Source organism: Paenibacillus sp. FSL R7-0302 (assembly GCF_038006885.1).
In the GTDB taxonomy this organism is placed as follows: domain Bacteria; phylum Bacillota; class Bacilli; order Paenibacillales; family Paenibacillaceae; genus Paenibacillus_AQ.
Window position 1 is genome coordinate 2,967,497 of record NZ_JBBOWB010000001.1, and the last position, 24,139, is coordinate 2,991,635.

A 24,139-nucleotide genomic window follows, 5' to 3' on the forward strand; every position below is an offset into this window, starting at 1 on the left:
GAACCTCAAACATACTCAAAGAGAAAGTTTGCCACTTATCAAAAATCCGAAAGAGAAAGTAGCCCCACTGAACACAAATGTTGCACTTTTTGCAGGATCTCTGTCCGTTTTGAGCTCAGATAATGAACATTGTTGCACTTATTGCAGGAATTCGCTGCGATTCACGGCTGAGGAACACACATTGTTGTAATTAGTGCAGGATTTCCATCAGCACGGTGCTGGATCATGAACATTGTTGCATTTTGTGCAGGAATCCCCTCAGACTAATAGCGGCTGAAGCCAAAACGCAAAACAGCGATTCTCTATTAAACGGAGGATCGCTGTCTGCTATTTAATCATCGTACCTTAATCGGCGTGCCTTGCTTACCCGGCTTCAAAAGCCTGCTTGAACTGGCTGTTATACAGCTCGGAATATATCCCTTGCAGCGCAAGGAGCTGGCTGTGGCTGCCCTGCTCGGCGATCTGCCCGCCCTGAATGACCAGAATCCGGTCAGCATCCTGAATGGTGCTGAGCCGGTGGGCGATCACGAAGCTGGTGCGGCCCTTCATCAGTGTCCGCATGGCCTGCTGGATATGCATCTCTGTCCGGGTATCCACACTGCTCGTTGCCTCATCCAGAATGAGGATGGCCGGATCGGCCAGAATGGCGCGGGCAATGGTCAACAGCTGGCGCTGGCCGTGACTCAAGGTGGTCCCGTCCGTGCCCAGCAGCGTATCGTACCCCTGCGGCATCCGCGCAATGAAGCCGCTGACGTTGGCGAGATTAGCGGCTTCCTCCACCTCACGGTCTGTGGCCTCCAGGCGGCCGAACCGGATATTCTCGCGGATGGTTCCCGAGAAGACATGAGCGTCCTGCAGCACCATGCCGAGCTGGCGGCGCAGACCGTTTTTACCCAGCTCCCGGATATCCCTGCCGTCGATCAGCAGCTCACCGCCGCTCACTTCATAGAAGCGCGTCAGCAGGTTGACAATGGTCGTCTTCCCCGCTCCGGTCGGCCCGACCAGGGCGATAGTCTCACCCGGCTGTGCGGTGAAGCTTACCCCGTTCAGAATAGGCTCGCCCGGCTGATAGCCGAACACTACATCCCGGAAAACAACTTCCCCGCGTATCCGCTCCAGTTCCTGAGGCTGCTCCCCGCTGTACTCAGAAGGCATATCCATCACTTCAAATACGCGCTCGGCACCGGCAATTGCCGATTGGATCAGGTTATACTGGTTCGCAAGGTCGGAGATGGGCCGGCCGAACTGCTTGGCATAGTTCAGCATACTGACAATGACCCCCACGGTAACCAGCCCATGATAAGCCATCCAGCCGCCAATGCCGGCAATCAGCGCAAAGTTCAGATTGTTAATCAGGTTCATTACTGGTCCTACCAGGCCTGATACGATCTGCGCCTTAATGCTAGCTTTGTTAAGCTCCCCGCTTATTCCTCGGAATCTGGCGACCTCCGCCTGTTCTCTGCGGTATTGCTTGATCACCTTTTGGCCGCTGACCGCTTCTTCAATGAAGCCGTTCAGCTCACCCAGATGCTGCTGCTGATCCTTGAAGTAGATCCGGCTTAAGCCGGTAATCCGGCGGCTCGCCAGTACGACCAGCGGAATGGTTACCAGAGCAACTCCAGTCAACGGCACATTCAGCATCAGCATAATGATCAGAGAGCCGCTAAGTGTAATCAGACTGTTCAGCAGCTGGGTTACACTCTGATTCAGCGAGTTCGAGACGTTGTCGATGTCATTAGTTGCACGGCTCATTAGCTCACCGTTAGCATGGGTATCAAAGAAGCTGACCGGCAGCTCCTGGTATTTGGCGAACAGGTCCCGCCGCAACTCATACACCGTGCGCTGCGAGACGGAGGTCATCACATAAGCCTGGACCCAAGAGACGGCGCTGCCCAGCAGATAAATGCCGCCCAGAAGGAGACAGAACCGGACCAGCAGACTATAATCCTGCGGGAGGATCGCGGTATCAATAGCTTTTCCTAGCAGGTAGGGTCCGATCAGGGCGAGAACAGCATTCAGCATCGTGAATACGTAGACCATAATCAGCCCTGTCCGCTGACGGTTCAGATAGGACCAGATGCGGAGGATGGTTGCCTTGCTATTCTTCGGACGTACCTTGGGGGTTACGCCAACACGGCCGGGAGGCCCGCCGCCTAACGCTCCAGGTCCGCCGGGAGCCTGCTCCCTTTTACGTTGACTGGACATAGGGCTCCTCCTCTTCCTTCAGCTGGGAGTGACGGATGTCCCGGTAGATCTCGCTGCCTGCCATCAGCTCGGTATGCGTACCCTGTGCGGCGATCCGGCCGTTCTCCAGAATCAAGATCCGGTCGGCATCTATAATGGAAGACACCCGCTGGGCAATCATAACGACAGTAGAGTCCTGAAGCTCCGTCTTCAGCAGCAGGCGGATGCTTGCTTCGGTAACCGCATCCAGAGCGCTGGTGCTGTCATCCAGGATCAGAATGGCCGGCTTAATTAACAGCGCACGTGCAATGGACAGACGCTGCTTTTGTCCGCCTGACAGGTTCACCCCGCGTTGTCCGAGCTGCGTGTCGTAGCCTTGCGGCATAGCTGTAATGAATCCATGTGCTTCTGCGGCCACAGCCGCCTGCTCCACTTCTTCATCTGTGGCTTCCGGCCGTCCGTAACGGATATTATCCCGGATACTGCCGCTGAACAGCAGGGACTGCTGCATTACGAAGCCGATCCGGCTCCGCAGATGCTCTAGGCTAATCTCACGGATGTCTGTTCCGTCGATCAGAACGGCACCGGACAAGACCTCATAGAATCTTGGAATCAGACTAACCAGGGTAGACTTGCCTGCTCCAGTTGCCCCCAGAATAGCGATCGTCTCCCCGGGACTGGCTGCAAAGCTGATATCCTCCAGCACAAGATTCTCATCCGCGCGGTTATAGGCGAAGGAGACCTTGCTGAATTCAATCCGTCCGAGTGTAATGGCTGCTTGGTCCGCCGCAGGCGCTTCGGTAATTTCACTTGTGGCGGCGAAAACTTCATTCACACGGTCCCCCGATACCTTGGCCCGTGATACGAAGGCAAGCATCGTGCTCAGCATCATCATCGACATGAGCAATTGAGTAACATAGTTAATGAAGGCAATTAGTTCACCAACGGGCAGCGCCCCGTTCCAGTTCTGTATGCCTCCGAACCAGAGCACAGCAATAATGCTGGCATTCAGAATCAGCATCATAAGCGGCATATTCAGCGCCATCAGGCGGATCGCCCGGATTCCGGTATCCGTATAGCCGGTATTGGCGGTATCGAAGCGCTTCTGCTCATGGTCTCCACGGACGAAGGCCTTGATTACGCGAATGCCGGTGAGATTCTCCTGCAGCACGTTACTCACACCATCCAGCTTCTCCTGCATCCGGGCAAATAGCGGAAAAGAAAGCCGGATCAGCACAAACAGCAGGATGAACAGCAGCGGAACCGCAGCGAGCAGGATCAACGCCAGGGACGGGCTGATCCGCACCGCCATGATCAGACTGCCGATCAGCAGCAGCGGCGACCGCACGAAGCTCCGCAGAATCATCTGCACGAAGGTCTGGAGCTGCACCACATCGTTAGTCAGCCGGGTGATCAGCGAGCCGGTCTTCAGCCGGTCCAAATTGCGGTTGGAGAAGGTCTGGATATGCTCAAAAAGCTTAATCCGCAGATCATTCCCGAAATTCTGTGAGGCAATACTTGCACATATCGCACAGCCCACACCGCCGGCCATCCCGATGACAGCGATTCCAATCATAATGCCGCCTGTGGAGAGGATATGCGATAAATCATTCTTCATCAGGCCTTTATCTACAATGCTGGCCATAAGTGCAGGCTGCAGCAGGTCCATCACTACTTCAACTACCATTAACAGCGGGGCAAGCACGCTCCAGAGCGCGTATGGCTTCATGAAGCTCCTGAGCTTCCACATTCCGTTCACCTTCATCTCATCAGTCGTCGCATCCGTTCGTCCGTTTAGGGTAAATATGTGATTTTATCAGTCATTGGTGTTCTCTGTTTGACAGCAGGCACTTCCGAAGGATACCCTACGGCAAGCACCGCAATAACATCCTGCTCTTCAGGAACGCCTAGCACCTCACGGCCCTTGGCTGTACCGCCGAGTGACGACCAGAACACGCCAGCTCCTGCCTCATGGGCTGCCAGCATGAAATTCTGGATATAGCAGGACACGGCCATGATGTTCTCTTCACGTTCCATTGTGGTAGCGGCAGATTTGGATAAGACTCCAATCAGCACCGGAGCGCCGCCAAAATCAGTCTTATGGTTCAGCGCTGCACGGGTCTGCGGCCCAATGAACAACAGCTCCCACGGCTCATTCATCCGGTGGTTCGGAGCATAGCTGGCAGCTTCCAGCCAAGTATTGAGCTCCTCCTTTTTAATCGGGTCTGGCCGGAAGGCTTTGATCGTTCTTCTCGTTTGAATAGTATCGATGATAGTCATAGTTAGTCCACTCCTTCGGTTGTATTTGTAGCCACATTGTTATAAGCATATCTCTTTAGCACGGTGAACTACCATCCACCTAAGAGGTGGCGGCTTCTTGGTCAATGAAGCTACTGCTCCAAGTTTACCCAAGCTCAAAGGCTAGTCCCTAGCCCAATCATTGCTATATCACATGGCTAGTTTCAGTAGGTTTTGAGCAGCGTTTACATCGCGATTATGATGCACGTTACATTCTGGACAAGTCCACTCTCGCAAGGCGAGATTCTTCACCTCTGCGTTCTTATAACCGCAACAGGAGCAAAGCTGACTGCTTGCATAGTGCTTAGGGGCAATAATCAGTTCTCTGCCATACCATTGAGCCTTATATTCAAGCATGGAACGGAACATACTCCAAGATACCTCGCTAATCGCTTTTGCAAGTTTGTGATTCTGCATCATATTCTTTACACGTAAGTCTTCCATCACGATGACTTGGTTTTCGTTTATCATTTTGGCAGACGTTTTATGCAAGAAGTCTTTACGCTGATTCGCTATTTTTTCATGGTGCTTGGCAACTTTCAGCCTAGCCTTATGACGGTTATGGCTCCCCTTCTTCTTCCGCGATACATCCTTTTGCAGCTTCGCTAATCGCTTTTCAGACGTACGCAAGTATTTAGGATTGGATATGATTTCGCCATTTGAAGTAATAGCAAAGTCTTTCAGCCCAAGATCAACGCCAATCTTCGTATGCATGTTGGGCAACTGGACGATATCCGTTTCAACCAATACGGAAGCATAATACTTTCCCGTTGGTGTTTTTGAAATCGTACATGATTTGATCAGCCCCACGAATGGTCGGTGCAGCTTGATTTTGATGCCAGTTTTTAGCTTTGGAATCTTGAGATATCCATCTTCTATAGCCACTGTTCCCTTTTGGTTATTCGTTGTGAAGCTATGATTATTCGTCTTCTTGCTCTTGAATTTAGGAAATCCCGTTTTCTTATCCCGTAAAAAATTCTTATACGCCTTGTCTAAATTTAGTTGTGTATTCGCTAAGGCAAGGCTATCGACTTCTTTCAGCCAGTCGAATTCCTTTTTGTATTGTGCAGGTGTATTCCTCAGCATCGTTTCCGTTTGCTTGTAATGTTCAATTTTATCTGCAAGCATTCTGTTGTAGATGAAGCGAACGCATCCGAACACTTTAGCGAAGTAGTGTTGTTGCCCATGGCTTGGATAGATACGGTATTTGTAGGCTTTCAGCAATGGCGATCACCCTTTCACACCTTGGTTTTCGATGTATTTTTGAATGACGTCTATTGGCGCTTCACCCGTTGTAAGCAAGCAATAGGAGCGTGACCAAAAAGCCTCTTTCCAAAGTGATTTTCGGAGGGTAGGAAACTCCTTCTTGATCAGCCTAGATGATGCACTCTTATAAGCGTTGAGAAATTTAGAAATGTCGGTATTAGGATGCGTTTTCATTAGGACATGAACGTGATCCCTGTCATGATTCCATTCCTGCAAAGTCACATTGTAAGTAGGCTGAATGTATGCAAATATCTCTTTCAGACGTTCGGATATTGGATCTGTAATTACTTTCCTACGATACTTGATGACTAGAATAAGGTGGAAGTGAAGGGAGAACACTGAATGGTTATTCGAGTCTAATTTCATTGATTCACTGACCTTTCCAAGATACGACTGAATACTTTTATTATAGCATCTTAGACGGTTAGAATCCATGTAGATTAGACCGTTTCCATTCATCCCCCACTTAAAGAAGATGGGAGAATTGTGTCAACTGAGGGTTAAATCACAAGACTTCATAAATTAATTGGAACATTATGTATATGGTGTTAATGATTTTTTTATGCTGAAAGTGAATGGGCTCCTGGGCAAAAACAGCCTTACCCATCTGTCCTCTCACCAGCGCAATGTAATCAGTTTTTCGATTACATCCAGTCATCTGTCCTCTCGCGAGCACATTGTAATCGGTTTTCCGATTACATTTGGCCATCCGCCCTCTAACCAGCGCAATGTAATCGGTTTTCCGATTATATCCAGTCATCTGTCCTCTCACGAGCGCAATGTAATCGGTTTTCCGATTATATCCAGTCATCTGTCCTCTCACGAGCGCAATGTAATCGGTTTTCCGATTACATCCAGTCATCTGCCCTCTCGCGAGCGCAATGTAATCGATTTTCCGATTACATTGGTCCTTCACCTACTCGCAAGAGCAAAAACAGCCCAGCAAACTCCGCCTAAGCGGAGCTTCCTGAGCTGTTCGTTGGTGGAGTCGATTTGTTCTCCATGAATCCGTTCATCCTAAGCCTGCTCCAGCGCATATTTCCTCATCGACTGCTGCTTGAAGTCATCCCACGCCGGTGTGGAGAGATTGGCCTGCTGCATCAGAGGTTCAAAGGCTTGATAGAGTGCCGCAATCTCGCTGAATGAGCCATCGATCAGCTTCATGAAGGGTAGCTTTTGTAACCATCTCAACCCTTGGGCAAGCAGTGCCGGGTGCTTCTTCGCTCCGTTAACCAGGGAGGCCGGGTTAACGGGTAAGCCCAGCGCGGAGAGCACGCGGAACCCTTCATCCATTAGGGCAACTGCCTGTTTCCAGCGGGCGGAGTCTCTGCTTGCATGTGCCAAATCAAAATCATGAAGATAAATGACCGACATCACCGGGATAATTGAAACAATGTGACTCAGGAGCCAGGCGTTAATATCCTGCGAATAATCCAGCTTATACTTCGTCTGACGGAAGGCCTCCGCAAGCTCCGTCTTGAACGGAACCTCACCCTCCAGACTGCCCAGCACCATCTTGCCGCCACCGCTTACAACGATGACACGCCCGTCTTCCTCACGGGTCCCCCCGTTAATCTGGAAGCCAAACGCAATATTCTGCGGAATCCGGCTATTCCCCTTGAAGAACTGCTGCATCCCGCCGGTATCCCCGTTATTGCCGACAAGCACAATATTTTTACTTCCGTTGTCTGCCAGCGCCGGCAGCACCGCCGGGAAGTCATTGTATTTCATCACTACGAAGATCAGATCATAGACATCATCCCTCCGCAGCTCGGATATCACCTTCACCTGATCTACAGTCGTTTTGCGCTGAAAATAATGCCGGAGGACCAGTCCGTCCTTCTTCAATTGGCCCGCCCGCTTCGTTCTGGCCAGCATCGTGACCTCATTCCCGCCCCGTACCAGCACATGTGCCAAATAACTGCCTATTACCCCTGCACCCATCACTAATATTCGCATCTCGAATCCCCTCTCCGCTTCAAACAGTTGTCTTTAATTGAACATCTGTTCATTAGGTTAGCAGCGGGGACCCTACTAGCGCAATTGCCAATGGTGCCGGGGATGTCAATTACTGAACAAACCCGTGTAAATTGTACATTAGCCGCACAGGGCCGCAGGACTGCATGCAGACAGGTTCATTCCATCATCTGCGTATGAACGGCCACGATCAGCATATCCATATGCCGGGCATGCCGCAGCAAATATTGAACGAAGCTCACCGAGAACAGGCTGCGCAGGAACGGTCTGCGGGACTGGCCGATGATCAGCTGTGTAGTCTGCATGTCATTCATCCGCTGGAGCAGATGCTTATAGAGATGCTTGCGGCTTCCCGCCTCCGTAATGTCCATTACCCCGCCCAGCCGCTCGGTCAGAGCCTTCAGCGTATCCAGCCGCTTCTGCTCCTCCGCCGTCTTCATGCGGGTACAGTGCACGTAGTGAACATGCCACTCCGCCTTCAGGCGGTGTGCAATGCGGAAGCCGCGGCGGACCAGCCGTTCAGCCTGCGGCCCTGTGTCTACACAGACGAAGATAACCTCCCGTCTGCTCCATGGCCCGCGCAGGGCAGGCTCCCGCTCCCAGGCCTCCAGCCGCTCATCCACATCATCGGCGATCTCGCGGAGCGCCAGCTCACGCAGCGCGATCAGATTGCCGATGCGGAAGAAGGACTCCAGTGCCTGATTGACCTTCTCCTGCGCATAGATCTTCCCTTCCCGCATCCGCTGCTGCAGCATCTGCGGAGTCACATCAATCAGCTCCACCTCACTCGCCATCCGCAGGATGGCATCCGGCACCGTCTCGCGCACACGCACACCAGTTAACTGCTCCACCGCATCGTTCAGGCTCTCCAGATGCTGCACATTGACCGTGGTAATGACAGAGATCCCATTCTCCAGCAGCTTCATAACATCCTCATAACGCTTGCGGGTCACGCTTCCGGGAACATTCGTGTGGGCCAGCTCATCCACCAGCACCACCTCGGGATGGCGGGCGATAATAGCCGCTGTATCCATCTCCGTAAGCTCGGTGGACTGGTAGGCAATCCGCGCTCTAGGAATCATCGTTAACTTGCCCACCTGCTTGCCGGTTTCCTCTCTCCCGTGGGTCTCCAGCAGCCCGATGACTACATCGATGCCCTTACCCAGCAGCAGATTGCCTTCCTGGAGCATCTTGTAGGTTTTGCCTACGCCCGGGGCTGCGCCGATGTACACCTTGAAGGTGCCCCGGCGGATATCCTCGATCCGCTGCTCCAGCTCCCGGCCGGTCAGCCGGTGGAACGGTTCTGCCGCCGTCTTCACTGCGGGACGAACCGGCAGAACCCGTTCTCCCTCCTGCTCGGCACGGTCAGCCATCAGGAACACATCGATATTCCGCGTCCGCCGTAGGACACGGCTGGCAATGGAGCCCTGCCACTTCTCCTGCCAGCGGCTTTTCTGCGAATGCCCCATCACAATTCGGGTGACATTGTTCTGAATGGCATAGCGCACAAGCATGGTAGGCAGCATCCGCAGACGCAGCAGCTCCAGCTCCTCGAACCGGGCCTGAATCCGTTCAGTCAGCTTGCGGATGGAGCGCTTGAATACCTGCTGATCCTTGGTCAGCGGATGTCCGCGCAGCAGGAAGGTAACGATAAGCAGGTCTCCGTTCAGCCGTTTGGCAATCTGCTGTCCTCTTCTAATATAGAGGGAACCATTCCAGTGATACTGCGCGGACACCAGAATACGCTCTGTCGCGCCTGATGGGCCGATCAGTCCCTCGGCCTCGCGGTGCTTTTCCAGAGAATCATTGACCCCTTCCGCCATCAGCCGCAGCGACACCTCACGGAGTACGCCAAGGTTGCCCCTGAGGGATAATGCCGGATGCGCGCCCTCTCCAAGCACTCCCTCCTCTAGCCGCTTGAGAATGGTCTCCGGGGACACATCGATCAGCCGTACCTCATCGGCGAGTTCCAGTGTATTGAGCGGCACGGTGCACTCCGCACGGATGCCGGTCATTTCATAGATCTGCTCGCCCACACCGGCCAGCTCATAGACATTAATAGTCGTAATTACGCTGATGCCCTGATCCATCAGATAACGGATGTCCGCAAGCCTTGTCGGGAACCGGGCCTCTTCGCGGTTGCGGTGGGCCAGACCATCGACCAGCAGCACCTCAGGATTGCGCTCCACCAGCGCTTCAAGCGGCAGATCCTTCTCCTCCTTGCCGTCCTTCAGCCAGTGAATACTGGGCACGCGTTCCAGATCGCCAAGCTGCTGAACCGTCTCCGCCCGGCCCATAGTGGAGACCGCACTAATCACTACATCGATCCCCTGGTGCTTCAGCAGCTTGCCTTCCTCCAGCATATGATAGGTTTTGCCGGAGCCGCTGACCGAGCCGATGATGATCTTCAGCCGCCCCCGCTGGAGCTGGTAGATAGAATATAGAATCTCCTCAGGAGACTTGCGTTTATAGGGCGCCACGGACTCACCTTCTTTCTATTCTCACAACTCACAACTGGAGGAAGCAGCCCTTATGGACTCAGCTTACTTCGCCATCTCCGTCAGTGCCAGATTTAGCTTCAGCACATTCACCCGTTTCTCTCCGAAAAGCCCCAGATCACGCCCTTCGGTATGCTCCTTCACCAGAGCTTCAAGGGTATCTGCCGGAATGCCGGTCAGCTTGCTGATCCGGGGAACCTGCACGAGCGCCGCAGCCGGAGAAATATGCGGATCAAGACCCGATCCGGAATTCGTAATCAGATCCACAGGGAGCTGACTTACAGGGACGCCGGGATTGTCCAGCTTCCACTGGGTAATCGAATCCTTCGTGCGCTGAAGCAGTTCAGGATTCGATGGGCCATAGTTATTCGAGCCTGAGGCTTCGGCCTTGTACCCGATACTGGATACACGGCTCTGGAACATTGCCTGATTCGTGAAGCTCTGCCCGATCAGCGCAGAACCGACGACCTTCCCGGAAGCATCCTTCAGCAGGCTGCCGTTCGCCTGGGCAGGCAGCAGCACCTGGGCCAGCGCGGTGGAAGCCAGCGGATAGATCATTCCGCAGAGAATAATGAATACTATGCTTAACCTCACTGTAGTGAAGACAAAAGCTGCTGGTGAAGCGGAGACCTGCTCTCCGGTTGTCTCATGAGTAGATTGTGCCATGATGATTACGCCCTCCTTATATAGTCAATCGTCAGCCGGACCCCTAGATCCATATACTGACTAGCATATCAATCAGCTTGATGCCGGCGAATGGAACAGCGACCCCGCCCAGACCATAGATGACAATGTTGCGCGTCAGCAGCCTGGTAGAACTCATCGGCTTATAGGAGACCCCGCGCATCGCGAGCGGAATCAGCAGCGGGATGATGATGGCATTGAAGATCAGCGCCGAGATTATCGCCGAGCTTGGGGACCCCAGCCCCATGATATTCAGGGCTTCCATCTCAGGAATAGCGAGCGTGAACATCGCCGGAATAATGGCGAAATACTTGGCAATATCGTTAGCGATGCTGAACGTGGTCAGCGCCCCGCGCGTCATAAGAAGCTGCTTCCCGATGGCTACAACCTCGATGATCTTGGACGGATCAGAATCCAGATCCACCATATTGGCCGCTTCCTTGGCAGCGGTTGTCCCGCTGTTCATCGCCAGACCCACATCGGCCTGGGCCAGCGCGGGAGCATCGTTCGTTCCGTCCCCGGTCATGGCGACAAGCTTGCCCTCGTTCTGTTCCCGGCGGATCACCGCAATCTTATCCTCCGGGGTACTCTCGGCAATGAAATCATCAACCCCGGCTTCACGGGCAATCGTGGCGGCGGTCAGCGGGTTATCCCCGGTACACATAATCGTCTTGATCCCCATGCTGCGCAGCTCGTCGAAGCGCTCCTTCATCCCTGGCTTAACCGTATCCTTCAGATAGATTAGCCCGTAGATCCGGTTATCTACAGCAACCGCGAGCGGAGTGCCGCCCAGCCGGGCAATAGCATCCGAGTTGCTGTCCAGATCAGACGGCACGCTGCCGCCCCGGGACAGCACCCACTTCTTCACGGAATCGACCGCTCCCTTGCGCACAGAGCGTCCGTCCCGGAGATCTATCCCGCTCATCCGGCTCTCCGCCTTGAACTCAATGAACTCCCCGCCGTCCGCGAGGCTGCTCTCATACTGAAGCTCCAGCTTCTTCGCCAGCTCCAGGACAGAGCGGCCTTCGGGCGTCTCATCCTTCAGTGAGCTGACCGCTGCCCAGGCCGCGAGCTCGGCTACTGACGCTTCGCCTACCGCAACGAACTCACTGGCCATCCGGTTGCCGAAGGTAATCGTCCCCGTCTTATCCAGAATCATCGTGTTGATATCCCCGGCAGCTTCCACCGCCTTCCCGGACATCGCCAGGACGTTGAACTGCGTCACCCGGTCCATGCCCGCAATCCCGATAGCCGACAGCAGCCCGCCGATGGTGGTCGGAATCAGGCAGACGAGCAGTGCGATCATGACCGGAATCTCCAGCTTCACCCCGATATAATCCGCGATGGGACGCAGGGTAACGACGACAATCAGGAAAATAATCGTGAGGCTGATCAGCAGCGTGTTCAGGGCAATCTCATTCGGTGTCTTCTGGCGCTTCGCCCCTTCGACCAGCGAGATCATCCGGTCCAGGAACGATTCCCCCGGATCGCTGGTGATCCGCACCTTGATCTGGTCGCTGACTACGCGGGTACCGCCGGTCACGGAGCCGAAGTCGCCTCCGGCTTCCTTAATGACCGGGGCCGACTCCCCGGTGATGGCCGATTCGTCTACAGAAGCCAGCCCTACGGTTACTTCCCCGTCGCCGGGAATCAGTTCGCCCTGGCTGACGACTACGATATCGCCTTTGCGCAGCTCAGAGGCAGGTACCTGCTTGACCCCTGATCCCGCCAGCTTATTGGCGGTGATGTCCTGCTTGGTTTTTTTGAGCGAATCGGCTTGTGCCTTGCCCCGGCCCTCCGCCAGCGCTTCCGCGAAGTTAGCGAACAGCACAGTGAACAGCAGGATGAAGAACACGGTTATATTGAAGCCTACCGCATGCTCCGCATGGAAATACGCGGGCGCCAGCACCATAAGCAAGACGATAACCGTCCCGACCTCCACGACGAACATGACCGGATTCTTCATTAGCGTTACCGGGTTCAGCTTCACCAGACTATCCTTGGCAGCACTTAGCAGGATGGGACCCGTCAGCAGCTTCTTTCTGTGTACAGTACTCATTCTCTTCTCTCCCTCTCCCTACCGTAAAGTCAAATATTCTGCAACCGGACCGAGGACAATCACCGGCAGGAAGGTCAGCGCGCCGATAATCAGCACCGTACCGATCAGAATACCAGTGAACAGCCCGTTATCCGTGCGGAAGGTTCCAATGGTCTCCGGCACCGGCTTCTTGCGCAGCAGGGAACCGGCAACCGCCAGCATGGCGATCATTGAGACATACCGGCCCAGCAGCATGACCACACCGGTGGTGATATTCCAGAAGGAGGTATTATCCGCCAGCCCTTCGAAGCCCGAGCCGTTATTGGCCGCAGACGATACGTATTCATACAGCACCTGGGTCATCCCGTGGAAGCCGGGGTTACTGATACTTCCTTTACCGAGCTCCGTCAGAAAAGCAGCCGCCGTCGGCACCAGAATAATCAGCGGATGAATCAGAATCGCGATGGCGATCAGCTTCATCTCCCGCGCTTCAATCTTGCGGCCCAGGAACTCCGGCGTCCGGCCCACCATCAGCCCGCAGAGGAACACGCCGAGGATCGCATACATGAGCATATTGATCAGCCCGACCCCTTTGCCGCCGAATACATTATTCAGCATCATGAGGGTCAGCGGGGTAATACTGCCGAGCGGCGTCAGCGTATCATGCATATTGTTCACACTGCCGGTGGTGGCCGCCGTTGTAACAGTGGTGAACAGCGCCGACTGTGCGATGCCGAACCGGACCTCTTTTCCCTCCATACTGCCCTGTGAAGCATCTATCCCCATGGCGTTAATCGCCGGGTTGCCCGCCCTTTCCGCAGCGTAATTCACTCCTAGCAATACCACGAACAGCGTCATCATCGCGCCAAAAATCATCCAGCCCTGCCGCTTGTTCCCGGCGAACTTCCCGTACATATACGGCAGAGACGCGGGCAGCAGCCACATGGAGAGGATCTCCAGCACATTGCTCAGCGGACCCGGATTCTCAAAAGGATGGGCAGAGTTAGCTCCGAAGAAGCCCCCGCCGTTCGTCCCGATATGCTTAATGGACTCCAGGGAGGCCACCGGACCGATAGCAATCTGCTGGGTCTGCCCTTCAAGCGTGGTGACTTCCAGCGTAGGTTTCAGAGTCTGCGGCACATGAAGCGCTACAAGCGCCAGTGTTACAAGCAGTGCCAGTGGAATGAAGATCCGGATATGCGCTTTGACGAAGTCCTCGAAGAAGTTCCCCACCGAGCTGCGTCCCGTAATCCCTCTGACAAAAGCAACCGCGACCGAAAAGCCGCTGGCGGCCGAGGTGAACATCAGCATCGTCATGACCGCCATCTGTGAGAAGTAGGACACGCCGCTCTCCCCGCTGTAATGCTGGAGGTTCGTATTGGTCATGAAGCTGATTACCGTATTGAAGGTGAGCGTCTCTTCCATATTGCCGATCCCGTTCGGGTTGAGCGGAAGCCCCTTTTGCAGCCGCAGAAAGAGATAACTGAATACCACCAATACAATGTTGGTTACAATGAAGCTGAGCGCATATTTCTTCCAGGACATCCCGCCCCGCTGCTTCAGCCCGATCAGACGATAAATTCCTTTCTCCGCGGCACCAAACACCCGGTCTGTCCGGTTCGGTTCATTTGAGAATACATGATATAGATAAGTGCCCACCGGCTTCACCAGCAGTACGAGTATTAAGATGACGACTACAATCTGCACAATCCCCACGGATGGCCCTCCTTTTAATGTAACTATCATTTTCAGTCTTTGTCTTTCTTTTGCCCTACCCTTTCCTGTACAAGCTGAATTTTGAATTGATCTTTATGGATAGAGTGCCGGAGGGGAAATTTGGAACTGTAGGAGCGGAAGCGACCGCCTTTGTCTCCGGATTTCATCCGCAATTAGCGATACAAATCAAGAAATTTGGAGACAACAGCGGCCGGAAGTACAAATGTTCTCCGCAGGCACGGATGATCCATAACTTAGATTCTCACTCAGCTTGAACAGCCCCACCTTAGAATTTTTCAGGATGAATCAAAGCATAGCCCAAATACAGAAACAGCAGCGCAGTAGCTGCGAGGACAACTGCCATTACTCCGTCCCCCCTTGCTCATCGGTCACACGGCTGCACCATTGTACAAACGCATAGAATACCGTGAATATCGCTGCCAGCATTGCCGTCATATACACATCCATCATCGTCTTTGCCACTCCTCACCTTAAGGTAATCTCTCTCTTGTAACTTCCGGTCTAGCGTATCATTTCTCCCATTAGTTCAGGGTAAGGGTTTCCTCAGGCGCATTAAGATTGCATTAAGACTTCAGGAGAGGCGGTAAATCTCTTCACCCAGCACCCTGTTGACCGCCCCGATAAAAGCACCATAGCCTCCGTCCGCCTCCATCCGGTGCGGGAGCGCCCAGGCAAGGATCACTTCCGTCTCCTGACGATCGAACTCGAAGCTGGTCACAAGCAGCTCACTGACCTCACGGGCCGAAGCCCCGCAGGCAAACTGGTATGCCGCAGCGTACACCCCGCTATTCTCATAGATGCAGTCTTGCAGCAGATAGATCCGGTCATAATGCCGCTTGATCAGCACCAGCAGCCCCGTCAGCACCGTCACCCATCCAATATTTCTCATCCACACATCCATCTCCAAGCCTTCTCTCCAGTAGGTTAACTTCAGAATTCAGCGTACCACTCCCGCCATTAGTTCAGGATTAGGGTTTGGTTCTACAGATTAAGATTACGTTAAAATACCGCTGGAACGCCGCTCCAGCCGCGCTTGCACCATCCGCCGGAACGTCAAAAAAACCATGCCCGCACAGGCATGGTTAGGAACACTATGAAACACGCTATACGGCTTCCGCAAGCCGGTTCAAATCACTCGGCTGTCGTCCCCCGCCTGCAGCATCCGGTAGCCCACACCGATATGGGTCTGGATCACCTTGGGCTGGGAAGGGCTGCGCTCAATCTTCTTGCGGAGCGTAGCCATGAATACACGGAGCGCCGGAATGTCGTACGAAGGACTGCCCCAGATTTCATGCAGGATATAATTATGGGTCAGGACCTTGCCCACATTCTTCGCCAGCAGACACAGCAGCTTATACTCAATCGGCGTCAGGTGGATCTCGTCACCCTCCAGCCAGACACAGCCCGCCGCATAGTCAATCCGCAGATTTCCGTTCGCAAAAAAGGGCGAATCCTTCATCAGCTTCTCGCTGTCCCCCCGGATTCGCCGCAGACTGACCCGCAGCCGGGCGAGCAGCTCCTCCACGCTGAAGGGCTTGGTCAGATAGTCATCGGCTCCGGCATCCAGCGCTTCAATCTTGTCGCGGTCCTCACTGCGGGCACTGACCACGATGATCGGAAGGTTCGACCACGCCCGGACCTTCCGGATAATATCCACCCCGTCCATATCGGGCAGACCGAGGTCCAGGATCATAAGATCCGGTTGACTGGATACCGCCTCCAGGATGGAAGCCTCCCCTGTCTCTGCGGTATGGTATTTATAGCCCTGAGTCTCCAGCGTTGTGGTAATCAGCTTGCGGATCGGCTTGTCGTCTTCGACAACCAGAATCATGGGTTTATTCATGGACATTCACCTCCTCTGCCAGCAGGGTGAAGCGGAAGACCGTTCCCTGCGGTGCATGATCTTGTACTTCAATATGCCCGCCATGGGCATGAATAATTGATTTGCAGAGCGCAAGACCCAGACCCAGACCGCGCCTGCCGTCTCCCCGCACGTTATCCGCCGTATAGAACATCTCGAATACCTTGGCCTTCGCTTCTGCGGCTATTCCCGGTCCGTCGTCCGCAACCTCGACCACAACAAGCCCCTTCTCCTGTCTGGCGGATAGGGTAATATGAGAACCCGACCCGCTATACTTAATCGCATTATCTACCAGGTTGATGATCACCTGAATGATCAGCCGTGAATCCATCCTTGCCATGAGCAGCTCATCTTCCAGCACCACCCGGATCACATGATCCTCCTTGTTGCGGTTCACATGCAGCAGCGCTTCCGCGATGACTTCCTCCAGCAGCTCCGCCTGAAAGTTCAAATGAAGCGCGCCATTATCAATCCGGGTAATCGACAGCAGATTCTCCACCAGATTGATCAGCCAGATGGAATCGTCATAGATATCGCTGTACAGCTCCTGCTTCTGCTCCTCGCTCAGCACCGCCGAGTTGCCGATTAGAATTCCCGCATTGCCGGAAATACTGGTAAGCGGCGTGCGCAGATCATGCGAGATGCCGCGCAGCAGATTGGCGCGCAGCTGCTCCTGCCGGATTTGCAGGGAGCTTTCCTTTTGCAGCTCGTTCAGCTTGTCTTTCTCCAGAGCGAGGGCGCATTCACCAAGCATGGCGATCATCAGACTTGACTCGAACACCTCCAGCGGTTCTTCCTGCTGCATCACAATTCCCGCCACCGCAAACACCGTATCGCCGCTCCGCACCGCATGATACAGACATTGGGCTGCCGAGAAGGTATCGGTAGACGCTCCGGCCCGTTTATTGTTCCGCAGCACCCATTCCGCTACCTCGCGCTCCGCTTCCAGCGTATCTCTTTGAGCGACAATCGTACTCCCATCCTTGCCGTACAGGAGCGGCTCCGAGAGTCCATCGCCCTCCACCTCATAGATGATGATGCTCCGGTCCAGCAGCTTGAGCATTTGCAGCGCGGTCTCGCTCAGGATGGCGGGCGTATCTTTGGCCTGCTGGAGCTTCCGGCTGGTCTCCAGAAGCACCTCGGTGCGGTAGGCTTTTTGCGCTGATTCTCTGGCCTGCTCCTTCACCCGCAGTGTTAACGTACTGGTGATGAACGAGGCGGCCAGCATCACGAGGAAGGTCACCGGATACCCGGAATCATAGGCCTGAAGCGAGAAATAAGGCTCGGTGAAAAAATAGTTAAAGACCAGCACGCTCAAAATCGACGTCACCGCGCTGTACAGCCGTCCTTTTGTAACCATCGCATCGAGCAGAACACCCAGAATATAGACAGTGATAATGTTCGCTTCACTGAAACCGAGCACCTTGAACCACAACCCGATGATCGTGCAGACCAGCAGAATCCCCAGGGTTTTGCCTGTATCAGCCAGCGACAGCAACGGAGGTCTGGCATACTGCGGAATTTTGGATTGCAAGGCAGACTCTTGATCCGGGATGATATAGACGTCGATATTCGGGGCAGCAGCCGTCAGTTTATCTACGAAATTCGAAGCGATTGGCCAATGGCTGCGATTCTGCGACCGGCCCAGGATGATTTTGGAGACCCGGCTGGTTCGGGCATATTCTGCGATCTGCCCCGGCACATCCTCCCCGTATACCGTGGCAACCTGCGCACCAAGCTGTTCGGCCAGACGCAGATTCTCCCGCAGCTCCGACTTGTTCCTCACCGTTAACTCTTTCGTTCTTGAGGTCTCCACGTAGAGAGCAGTGAATTCCCCCTGTAGGGCTTCGGCCATTCTCGCCGCGGTGCGGATGACCTTCTTATTGGATATTGCCGACGACAGGCAGACCAGGATATGCTCTCTGCTGTACAAGCTGGCTTCCGCTACCCGTTCCCCTAACCTGCCCTCATAACGTTTGATTTGATCCGCCCTGTACCGTAGAGCCAATTCCCGCAAAGCGCTCAGCTTCTGGGGAGTGTACAGATCACCGGCCTCCTGCCGGAGCTGCTCCGTGGAATAGATTCGCCCCTCATGCAGACGCTCCAGCCAAATGTCCGGACTGATATCAATGAACTCGACCTGGTCCGCACGTTCGAACACACTGTCGGGAATACGCGCGGGCTCAGCCATTCCGGTCATGGATGCTACAACATCGGTCATACTTTCCAGCTGTTCTATACTAACCGTAGTGTAGACATCTATTCCCGCGCGCAGCAGCTCCTCCACATCCTGAACCCGCCGCTTGTGACGTACGCCCGGAGCATTGATGTGGGCCAGTTCATCCAGCAGAATCAGGTCCGGCCTCCTGCGGATCGCCTGGTCCAGATCAAATTCCGGCACGATGGTCCCGTTTACAGGAATGTCCAGCGGCGGCATCAGCTCCAGTCCATTAGTAAGCTCCGCTGTATCTGCTCTGTCATGGGCTTCAATGAAGCCCGCCAGCACCTGCTGGCCGTTCTTCTGCTCCGCATGGGCGGCCTCCAGCATCGCCCGGGTCTTTCCTGCCCCCGGTACATATCCGAAGAATATCCTCAGCCTGCCCCGCCGCTTCTTCGCTGTATTTTCCCCTATCATCTGAAGGTTTCCTTCCCTCTAAGCCCATCTATAGACTAGCCATTGTACACTGTAGCGTTAGTATAGCATGTGCATAATGAGCATAGTATTACGGATTCGGCTGTGGCATTAAGATTGTATTAAGATGACAGTCCATTCAGAAGCGCTGTATCACATTGCCCGTACGCATTACTCCCCGCCGCAACCACTGTGCCATCCTTCTTAAGACCGAGCGTATGGGTGCAGCCTGCCGCAATGGCAACAATATCCGTCCAGCTGCTCACCTCACATTGCCCGTAATCATTCCAGCCTGCAGCCGTCACTGTGCCGTCCCATTGAAGGCCTACCGTATGATGGCTGCCAGCCGCGATGGCCTTAATCCTGCGCCAGCCGCCTACTTCACCTTGTCCGCGCTTGTTCAGACCTATAGCTACTACTGTACCGTCTGCTCTGAGTCCGGCCGTATGAAGATAACCCGCTGATATCATCGTCAGCTCCTGCCAGCCATTCACATTCCGCTGCCCATAGCGGTTGTTCCCCGCTGTAATAGCCGTACCATCGGCCTTAAGTCCAACCGTGTGCCAGTCTCCTGCTGTAACCGCAACGATATCCGACCAGCCACTGACTTCACATTGACCTTCGTTGTTTCTTCCCGCTGCAACCACCGTTCCGTCTGCTTTCAGCCCGACCGTACGCCGCCAGCCTGCCGCAACCGCAACGATATCGTGCCAATCGCCCACGTTGCATTGATCATGCTTATTCCAGCCCGCCGCGAGCACCGTTCCGTCCGGCCTTAGGCCTACTGTATGCGAATTCCCTGTATGAGCATTGCCTGCTGCAACCGCAACCATATCACGCCAGCCGCTTACCTCGCATTGCCCGTATGTATTTTCGCCGCAAGCCCGCACGGTTCCGTCCGGCAAGAGCAGAACGGAATGGCGGTATCCCGCCGCGATGGCGGATAATGAATCGGTATGCATTTGCATTGCTCCTTTGGGTTCTTTTTCGTATAAGGATCTCATTGGTATAGCTAGTATTGCAAAATATTTGTTACATTTCAACGCCCTTGTGAAGGGCATTCTCTATGGCCTTGAGATAGGCTTTGCTTGTAAGCGTGGCACCGCTGATGCTGTCTATCTGAAGCGATTGAGCCTGGATCACTCTGTCAAATAATTCATCTGCAGACGCCGCAGACTGATTCTCCGCATGCTCCAGGAGCTGGATCGCTGTAACTTTGTGCGCCGTGACGGTAACCAGCACCTTATTCGCCCTCCATTTATACATTCCGCCAGCATATTCACCTGTATACTCACCCGCATGCAGCTTGTTGAAGTTCACTTGATCAATCTCAACATTCCGCGCTTCACGGCGCTCTTTCTCTGTATAGAGCAAGGCCGCGCCTGAACCGATTAGTCCCACGAGAATCGCGGTTAGGCACAGCAGCAGCAGGTTGCGTTTCCACTTCTTTTTCATGTTGACCCTCCTCTCAACCCCACTCTTAACCCTCCTCGTCGTGAATGAATATATTTGTGTTCATTCATCATTAAGCGCGTTTAGCCATTCTTTTACCGATTCTGTCGAACAGATGTCCGGCCAAGCTCTTGACAGGACTGAGTGAGACCGGATAATAATACGCCGCTTCAAACCAGCCGTTAGCCCGGTAATGCCGGTAATCCTTCGACCGCTCATCCAGCATATGCTGAATACTGGTCCGGGACAGCCGGAACATCAGCAAGCGGAACAATGTGGGAGCCGGCGGTGCCGGACGCATCAGTCCTTTGTAGAAGCGGGCCGCAGACTTGCGGATTCTCACTGCATTTTTCTGCGCGGCTGTTGTGGTCACTGGCTCCATCGTACTAAGCACACACCCTGTGGTAACCTGGAAACCCAGATTCTCTCCCATGCTGCTAAGATATTTGACAATCGCATTCCCGCCGTGAATCCCCTGATTGACGATCGACGTATAGGTCTTGCCGAAGAACTGCGGCCGATGGAACACATACGCCAGCCGGTCCAGCAGATTCTTCATGGAAGCCGATACATGGAAGGCATAATTCGGAGTGGCCATAATAACGCCGTCGGAAAGCTCCATCTTCCCGATCAGCACATCCCTGTCATCTTTGAGCGGACAATATTCTTCGCCCTTACTGAAACAGGTTTTGCAGCCCCGGCAGAACTCCAGCCTATAGTCCTTGAGGAAAATGTATTCAAACTCAATCTCCCCGTAGGTTCGTAGCTGTGCTTCAAACTCACGGACCGCTCTGTACGTATTGTTCTTTTGCTGATTGCCGATGATTGCGATGACCTTCTTCATGTTTGTCCCTCCAGAATAGAATACAAAATAGTGACTCCACTTGATACCTGAGCAACTCATGAATGAATATTTTATAATTCATTCATGATGTATATTAACATAGATATGCGCTGTTGTCTGTACGGACACGGCTTGATTTTGAACGATTGGTGAAGAGCTTAGAGGAAAAGAAAGAAGCCACAAGCAGCAATCTGCTCATGGCCTCCTGATCCTTGTTTTCTAAACGCTTTTCACCGCCACGAGCCTCTTGTGAAAGCTATGGACCCGTCATAATCAACATATACATTCTTGATATTAGGATGACTCAAATAATCAGTCACAGTGTAAAACAGCGGAATAACTGCCATTTTATCCATGAGCAGCTGTTCGGCCGTGGCATAAATCTGCATACGTGTGCCGGGGTCGGCCGCCTGCCGGGCTTGCTGCATATAACGGTCATACACTGTATTGCTCCACCCCGTATCATTGGAGACATTCTGTGAACTGAATAGCTCCAGCATCGAGGCCGGATCATTGAAATCAGCGCTCCATCCCGCTCTTGCTATAGCATAGTTTTGATGTATACGATTATCCAACAGTTCCTCGAAGCTTTGGATTTCTACACTTGCTTCAATGCCTAAGTTCTTTTTCCAGTCCTTGATCACTTTACTTGCGATAACGTCATGATTGATATATTCATTCACGATAATAGTGAAGCTTGGGAACTTGGTGAGTCCCGCTTCTCTCATGCCTTCCTTCAGTAATTGCTTGGCCGCCGCCACATCCTCATGAAAGTACATTTTGTCCGACATCTCTGTGCGGAAATTCAACTGGGTCCCATGAATACTTGGCGGCACAAATCCAAACGCCGGATTGCCGTAACGCAAGGCTTCACGGTCAATCGCCATCGCCAATGCCTGGCGGATCTTCAGATTGTCAAACGGCGGCTTAGTCAGATTGAATTGATAAAAATAGGTGGAAGCATACGGCCCTTCATGCAGGTCGCGGTAAGATGCGCTATCTAAAGATGTATAATCCACTGATTCCACCCCTCCGCCTCCAACCCAGTCAACCTTCTTGTCCATATAAGCGACTGTCGGATTCTCAGGCAGCAGCAGACGTACCTCCGGCAGCTTAATTTCTTGGGCCGCATAATAAGCAGGGTTTTTAACTATAGAAATCTCATTACTCTTCCAAGTCTTGAGCTTGAAGGGACCATTGGTTACCATAGACTTAAGGTCTGTTGCCCATTGGTTGTTGGCCTTCGCAGTCTTAGCGTACACCGGAAAATAAATGCTTTCTGCGAGCAGCTGGATGAAATAGGAGGTTTTCTCCTTTAATGTGACCTGTAGTGTGGTGTTATTCAACGCCTTTACGCCGATTTTGGAGGTATCCTTCAGAAGTCCCTCGTTGTAATTCTGCGCATTATTAATCATGTACATATTAAAAGCGTAGACATTCTTGGCTTCCGGAGCCAGCGCCCGCTTCCAGGCATACTCGAAGTCCGAGGCCAGCACCTGCTGCCCGTTGCTCCATTTCGCATCCCCGCGAAGCGCAAAGGTATACGTTCTGCCATCCTTCGAGAGAGTCCATGATTTTGCTATTGCCGGAACGGCTTGACCAGCCGCATTCAACCGGACCAGTCCTTCAAATAACCCTTTGAGAACCGTCACTGTGCTGTCATCCGCAGCTGCTGCCGGATCAAGCTGATCAGGAAGACTTCCCAGACCGATACGCAATACCTTATTAGCTTGTGCAGCAGATGAAGTACCTGCCCCTCCCGTGAGCGTTACACTCATCATTAAACCTACTGCCAAAATGATATAAAGCAACCTTTTCATCAATGTTTCCCCTTTGTATAGCTATTATGTATTAGTAATAGAATAACATGGAGGGCAGATATTACGCTGTCGTAATTTATCGAAGATCAATAATTATATTCCATGTAAAAAAGTCCATAATCAAAGGATCAAATCAAAGGTTGTGGTCTTCATGCTCCCTGACCAGCAGAGCTTTATCTTGAGCCGTAATACACTGTAATCTCCTCAGTAAGAATAATTTCTTTCTCACTCGTCTAAATTAATATATTTTACACTGCTTTAAACCTCTAATCCAAATACACTTTTATTAGGATTGTTTATATAAAAACAACTTTTTTCAAAGCTATTTTTAGACTGTAAGAACTCATCCAAGAATTCTATTACCAACGAGGGTTTAAAATCAAATATGCCTTTAGCATTAAAACTAAGAAGCTGCAGTCCCCCTTTATCTAAAAGCCAATCATCTTTTTCCTCAATGGCTAAATATGCTTTTTCAATTTGTGAAAATGATACCTCTGTATAAGAGTATTTCTCTTTAATAGAAAAATCAGCTATGTAAAATACTTTCTTTTCCATATTGTAACCATATATAAAAGTATCGTGAGGAAAAAATTCTGAGCGGCCGAAATAGGATTGTTCAAACACGCATAAATATAATTATTAAGATCGATACACTCGATAAAAAACTCGCAAATATCTTTTTTAAAAAACAAAATGGTTTCTCGTTTTAGATGTTGATTATAAATCCATGGGCAAACCTCTAATATAGGATATTGATAAAAGTCAACAAAGGTTTTGTCGTGCGATTCGTCTCTGATCATTTGAAAATAAATTAGCTTGCCATTGCCAAGAAGTTATAATTGGATACT

General features: G+C 52.7%; 19 protein-coding genes. All 19 read right to left on the reverse strand.

Going from position 1 to position 24,139, the window contains the following annotated elements:
- Window positions 1-363: 363 nt before the first annotated feature.
- Complete coding sequence (locus tag MKY96_RS12920; RefSeq protein WP_340940879.1) at window positions 364-2,205, reverse strand: ABC transporter ATP-binding protein; 1,842 nt, start codon at window positions 2,203-2,205, stop codon at window positions 364-366.
- Window positions 2,189-3,934, reverse strand: a complete 1,746-nt coding sequence (locus tag MKY96_RS12925; protein WP_340940881.1) for an ABC transporter ATP-binding protein — start codon at window positions 3,932-3,934, stop codon at window positions 2,189-2,191. Before MKY96_RS12925 ends, MKY96_RS12920 begins: the two co-directional genes overlap by 17 nt.
- A 44-nt stretch (window positions 3,935-3,978) precedes the next feature.
- Window positions 3,979-4,464, reverse strand: coding sequence for a nitroreductase family protein (locus MKY96_RS12930; protein ID WP_340940883.1), 486 nt, complete (start codon window positions 4,462-4,464; stop codon window positions 3,979-3,981).
- Window positions 4,465-4,632: 168 nt separating this feature from the next.
- Window positions 4,633-5,706 (reverse strand): IS200/IS605 family element RNA-guided endonuclease TnpB, encoded by a 1,074-nt coding sequence (gene tnpB / locus MKY96_RS12935; protein WP_340940885.1) that lies wholly within the window; start codon window positions 5,704-5,706, stop codon window positions 4,633-4,635.
- Window positions 5,707-5,712: 6 nt separating this feature from the next.
- Window positions 5,713-6,114 (reverse strand): IS200/IS605 family transposase, encoded by a 402-nt coding sequence (tnpA, locus tag MKY96_RS12940; RefSeq protein WP_076154137.1) that lies wholly within the window; start codon window positions 6,112-6,114, stop codon window positions 5,713-5,715.
- A gap of 651 nt (window positions 6,115-6,765) precedes the next feature.
- Window positions 6,766-7,707: a ketopantoate reductase family protein gene (locus tag MKY96_RS12945; protein ID WP_340940886.1), complete on the reverse strand. Its 942-nt coding sequence runs from the start codon at window positions 7,705-7,707 to the stop codon at window positions 6,766-6,768.
- Window positions 7,708-7,883: 176 nt separating this feature from the next.
- A complete protein-coding gene (locus MKY96_RS12950) occupies window positions 7,884-10,205 on the reverse strand; it encodes a universal stress protein (RefSeq protein ID WP_340940888.1) in 2,322 nt (773 codons plus the stop codon).
- Window positions 10,206-10,268: 63 nt separating this feature from the next.
- A complete protein-coding gene (gene kdpC, locus MKY96_RS12955) occupies window positions 10,269-10,889 on the reverse strand; it encodes a potassium-transporting ATPase subunit KdpC (RefSeq protein WP_340940889.1) in 621 nt (206 codons plus the stop codon).
- A 43-nt stretch (window positions 10,890-10,932) separates the two neighbouring features.
- Window positions 10,933-12,966 (reverse strand): potassium-transporting ATPase subunit KdpB, encoded by a 2,034-nt coding sequence (gene kdpB, locus MKY96_RS12960; RefSeq protein ID WP_340940890.1) that lies wholly within the window; start codon window positions 12,964-12,966, stop codon window positions 10,933-10,935.
- Between the two features lie 18 nt (window positions 12,967-12,984).
- A complete protein-coding gene (gene kdpA / locus MKY96_RS12965) occupies window positions 12,985-14,661 on the reverse strand; it encodes a potassium-transporting ATPase subunit KdpA (protein ID WP_340940891.1) in 1,677 nt (558 codons plus the stop codon).
- Between the two features lie 286 nt (window positions 14,662-14,947).
- Entirely contained in the window at window positions 14,948-15,025 is a 78-nt protein-coding gene (locus MKY96_RS33915; RefSeq protein ID WP_076154139.1) for a potassium-transporting ATPase subunit F, read from the reverse strand.
- A 228-nt stretch (window positions 15,026-15,253) separates the two neighbouring features.
- Window positions 15,254-15,571: a hypothetical protein gene (locus tag MKY96_RS12970; RefSeq protein ID WP_340940893.1), complete on the reverse strand. Its 318-nt coding sequence runs from the start codon at window positions 15,569-15,571 to the stop codon at window positions 15,254-15,256.
- 237 nt (window positions 15,572-15,808) lie between these two features.
- Complete coding sequence (locus MKY96_RS12975; protein ID WP_339256611.1) at window positions 15,809-16,525, reverse strand: response regulator transcription factor; 717 nt, start codon at window positions 16,523-16,525, stop codon at window positions 15,809-15,811.
- The gene (locus tag MKY96_RS12980; protein ID WP_340940894.1) at window positions 16,518-19,178 is read right to left on the reverse strand and encodes a sensor histidine kinase KdpD; all 2,661 of its coding nucleotides are present in this window, start codon (window positions 19,176-19,178) and stop codon (window positions 16,518-16,520) included. The genes MKY96_RS12975 and MKY96_RS12980 overlap by 8 nt, the downstream gene beginning before the upstream one ends.
- A 119-nt stretch (window positions 19,179-19,297) precedes the next feature.
- A complete protein-coding gene (locus MKY96_RS12985; protein ID WP_340940895.1) occupies window positions 19,298-20,137 on the reverse strand; it encodes an RCC1 domain-containing protein in 840 nt (279 codons plus the stop codon).
- 70 nt (window positions 20,138-20,207) lie between these two features.
- The gene (locus tag MKY96_RS12990; RefSeq protein WP_340940896.1) at window positions 20,208-20,630 is read right to left on the reverse strand and encodes an FMN-binding protein; all 423 of its coding nucleotides are present in this window, start codon (window positions 20,628-20,630) and stop codon (window positions 20,208-20,210) included.
- 70 nt (window positions 20,631-20,700) lie between these two features.
- Window positions 20,701-21,471 (reverse strand): flavodoxin family protein, encoded by a 771-nt coding sequence (locus MKY96_RS12995; RefSeq protein ID WP_340940898.1) that lies wholly within the window; start codon window positions 21,469-21,471, stop codon window positions 20,701-20,703.
- Window positions 21,472-21,701: 230 nt separating this feature from the next.
- The gene (locus tag MKY96_RS13000) at window positions 21,702-23,249 is read right to left on the reverse strand and encodes a peptide ABC transporter substrate-binding protein (RefSeq protein WP_340940899.1); all 1,548 of its coding nucleotides are present in this window, start codon (window positions 23,247-23,249) and stop codon (window positions 21,702-21,704) included.
- 300 nt (window positions 23,250-23,549) lie between these two features.
- Entirely contained in the window at window positions 23,550-23,846 is a 297-nt protein-coding gene (locus tag MKY96_RS13005; protein ID WP_340940900.1) for a hypothetical protein, read from the reverse strand.
- Between the last annotated feature and the right edge of the window lie 293 nt (window positions 23,847-24,139).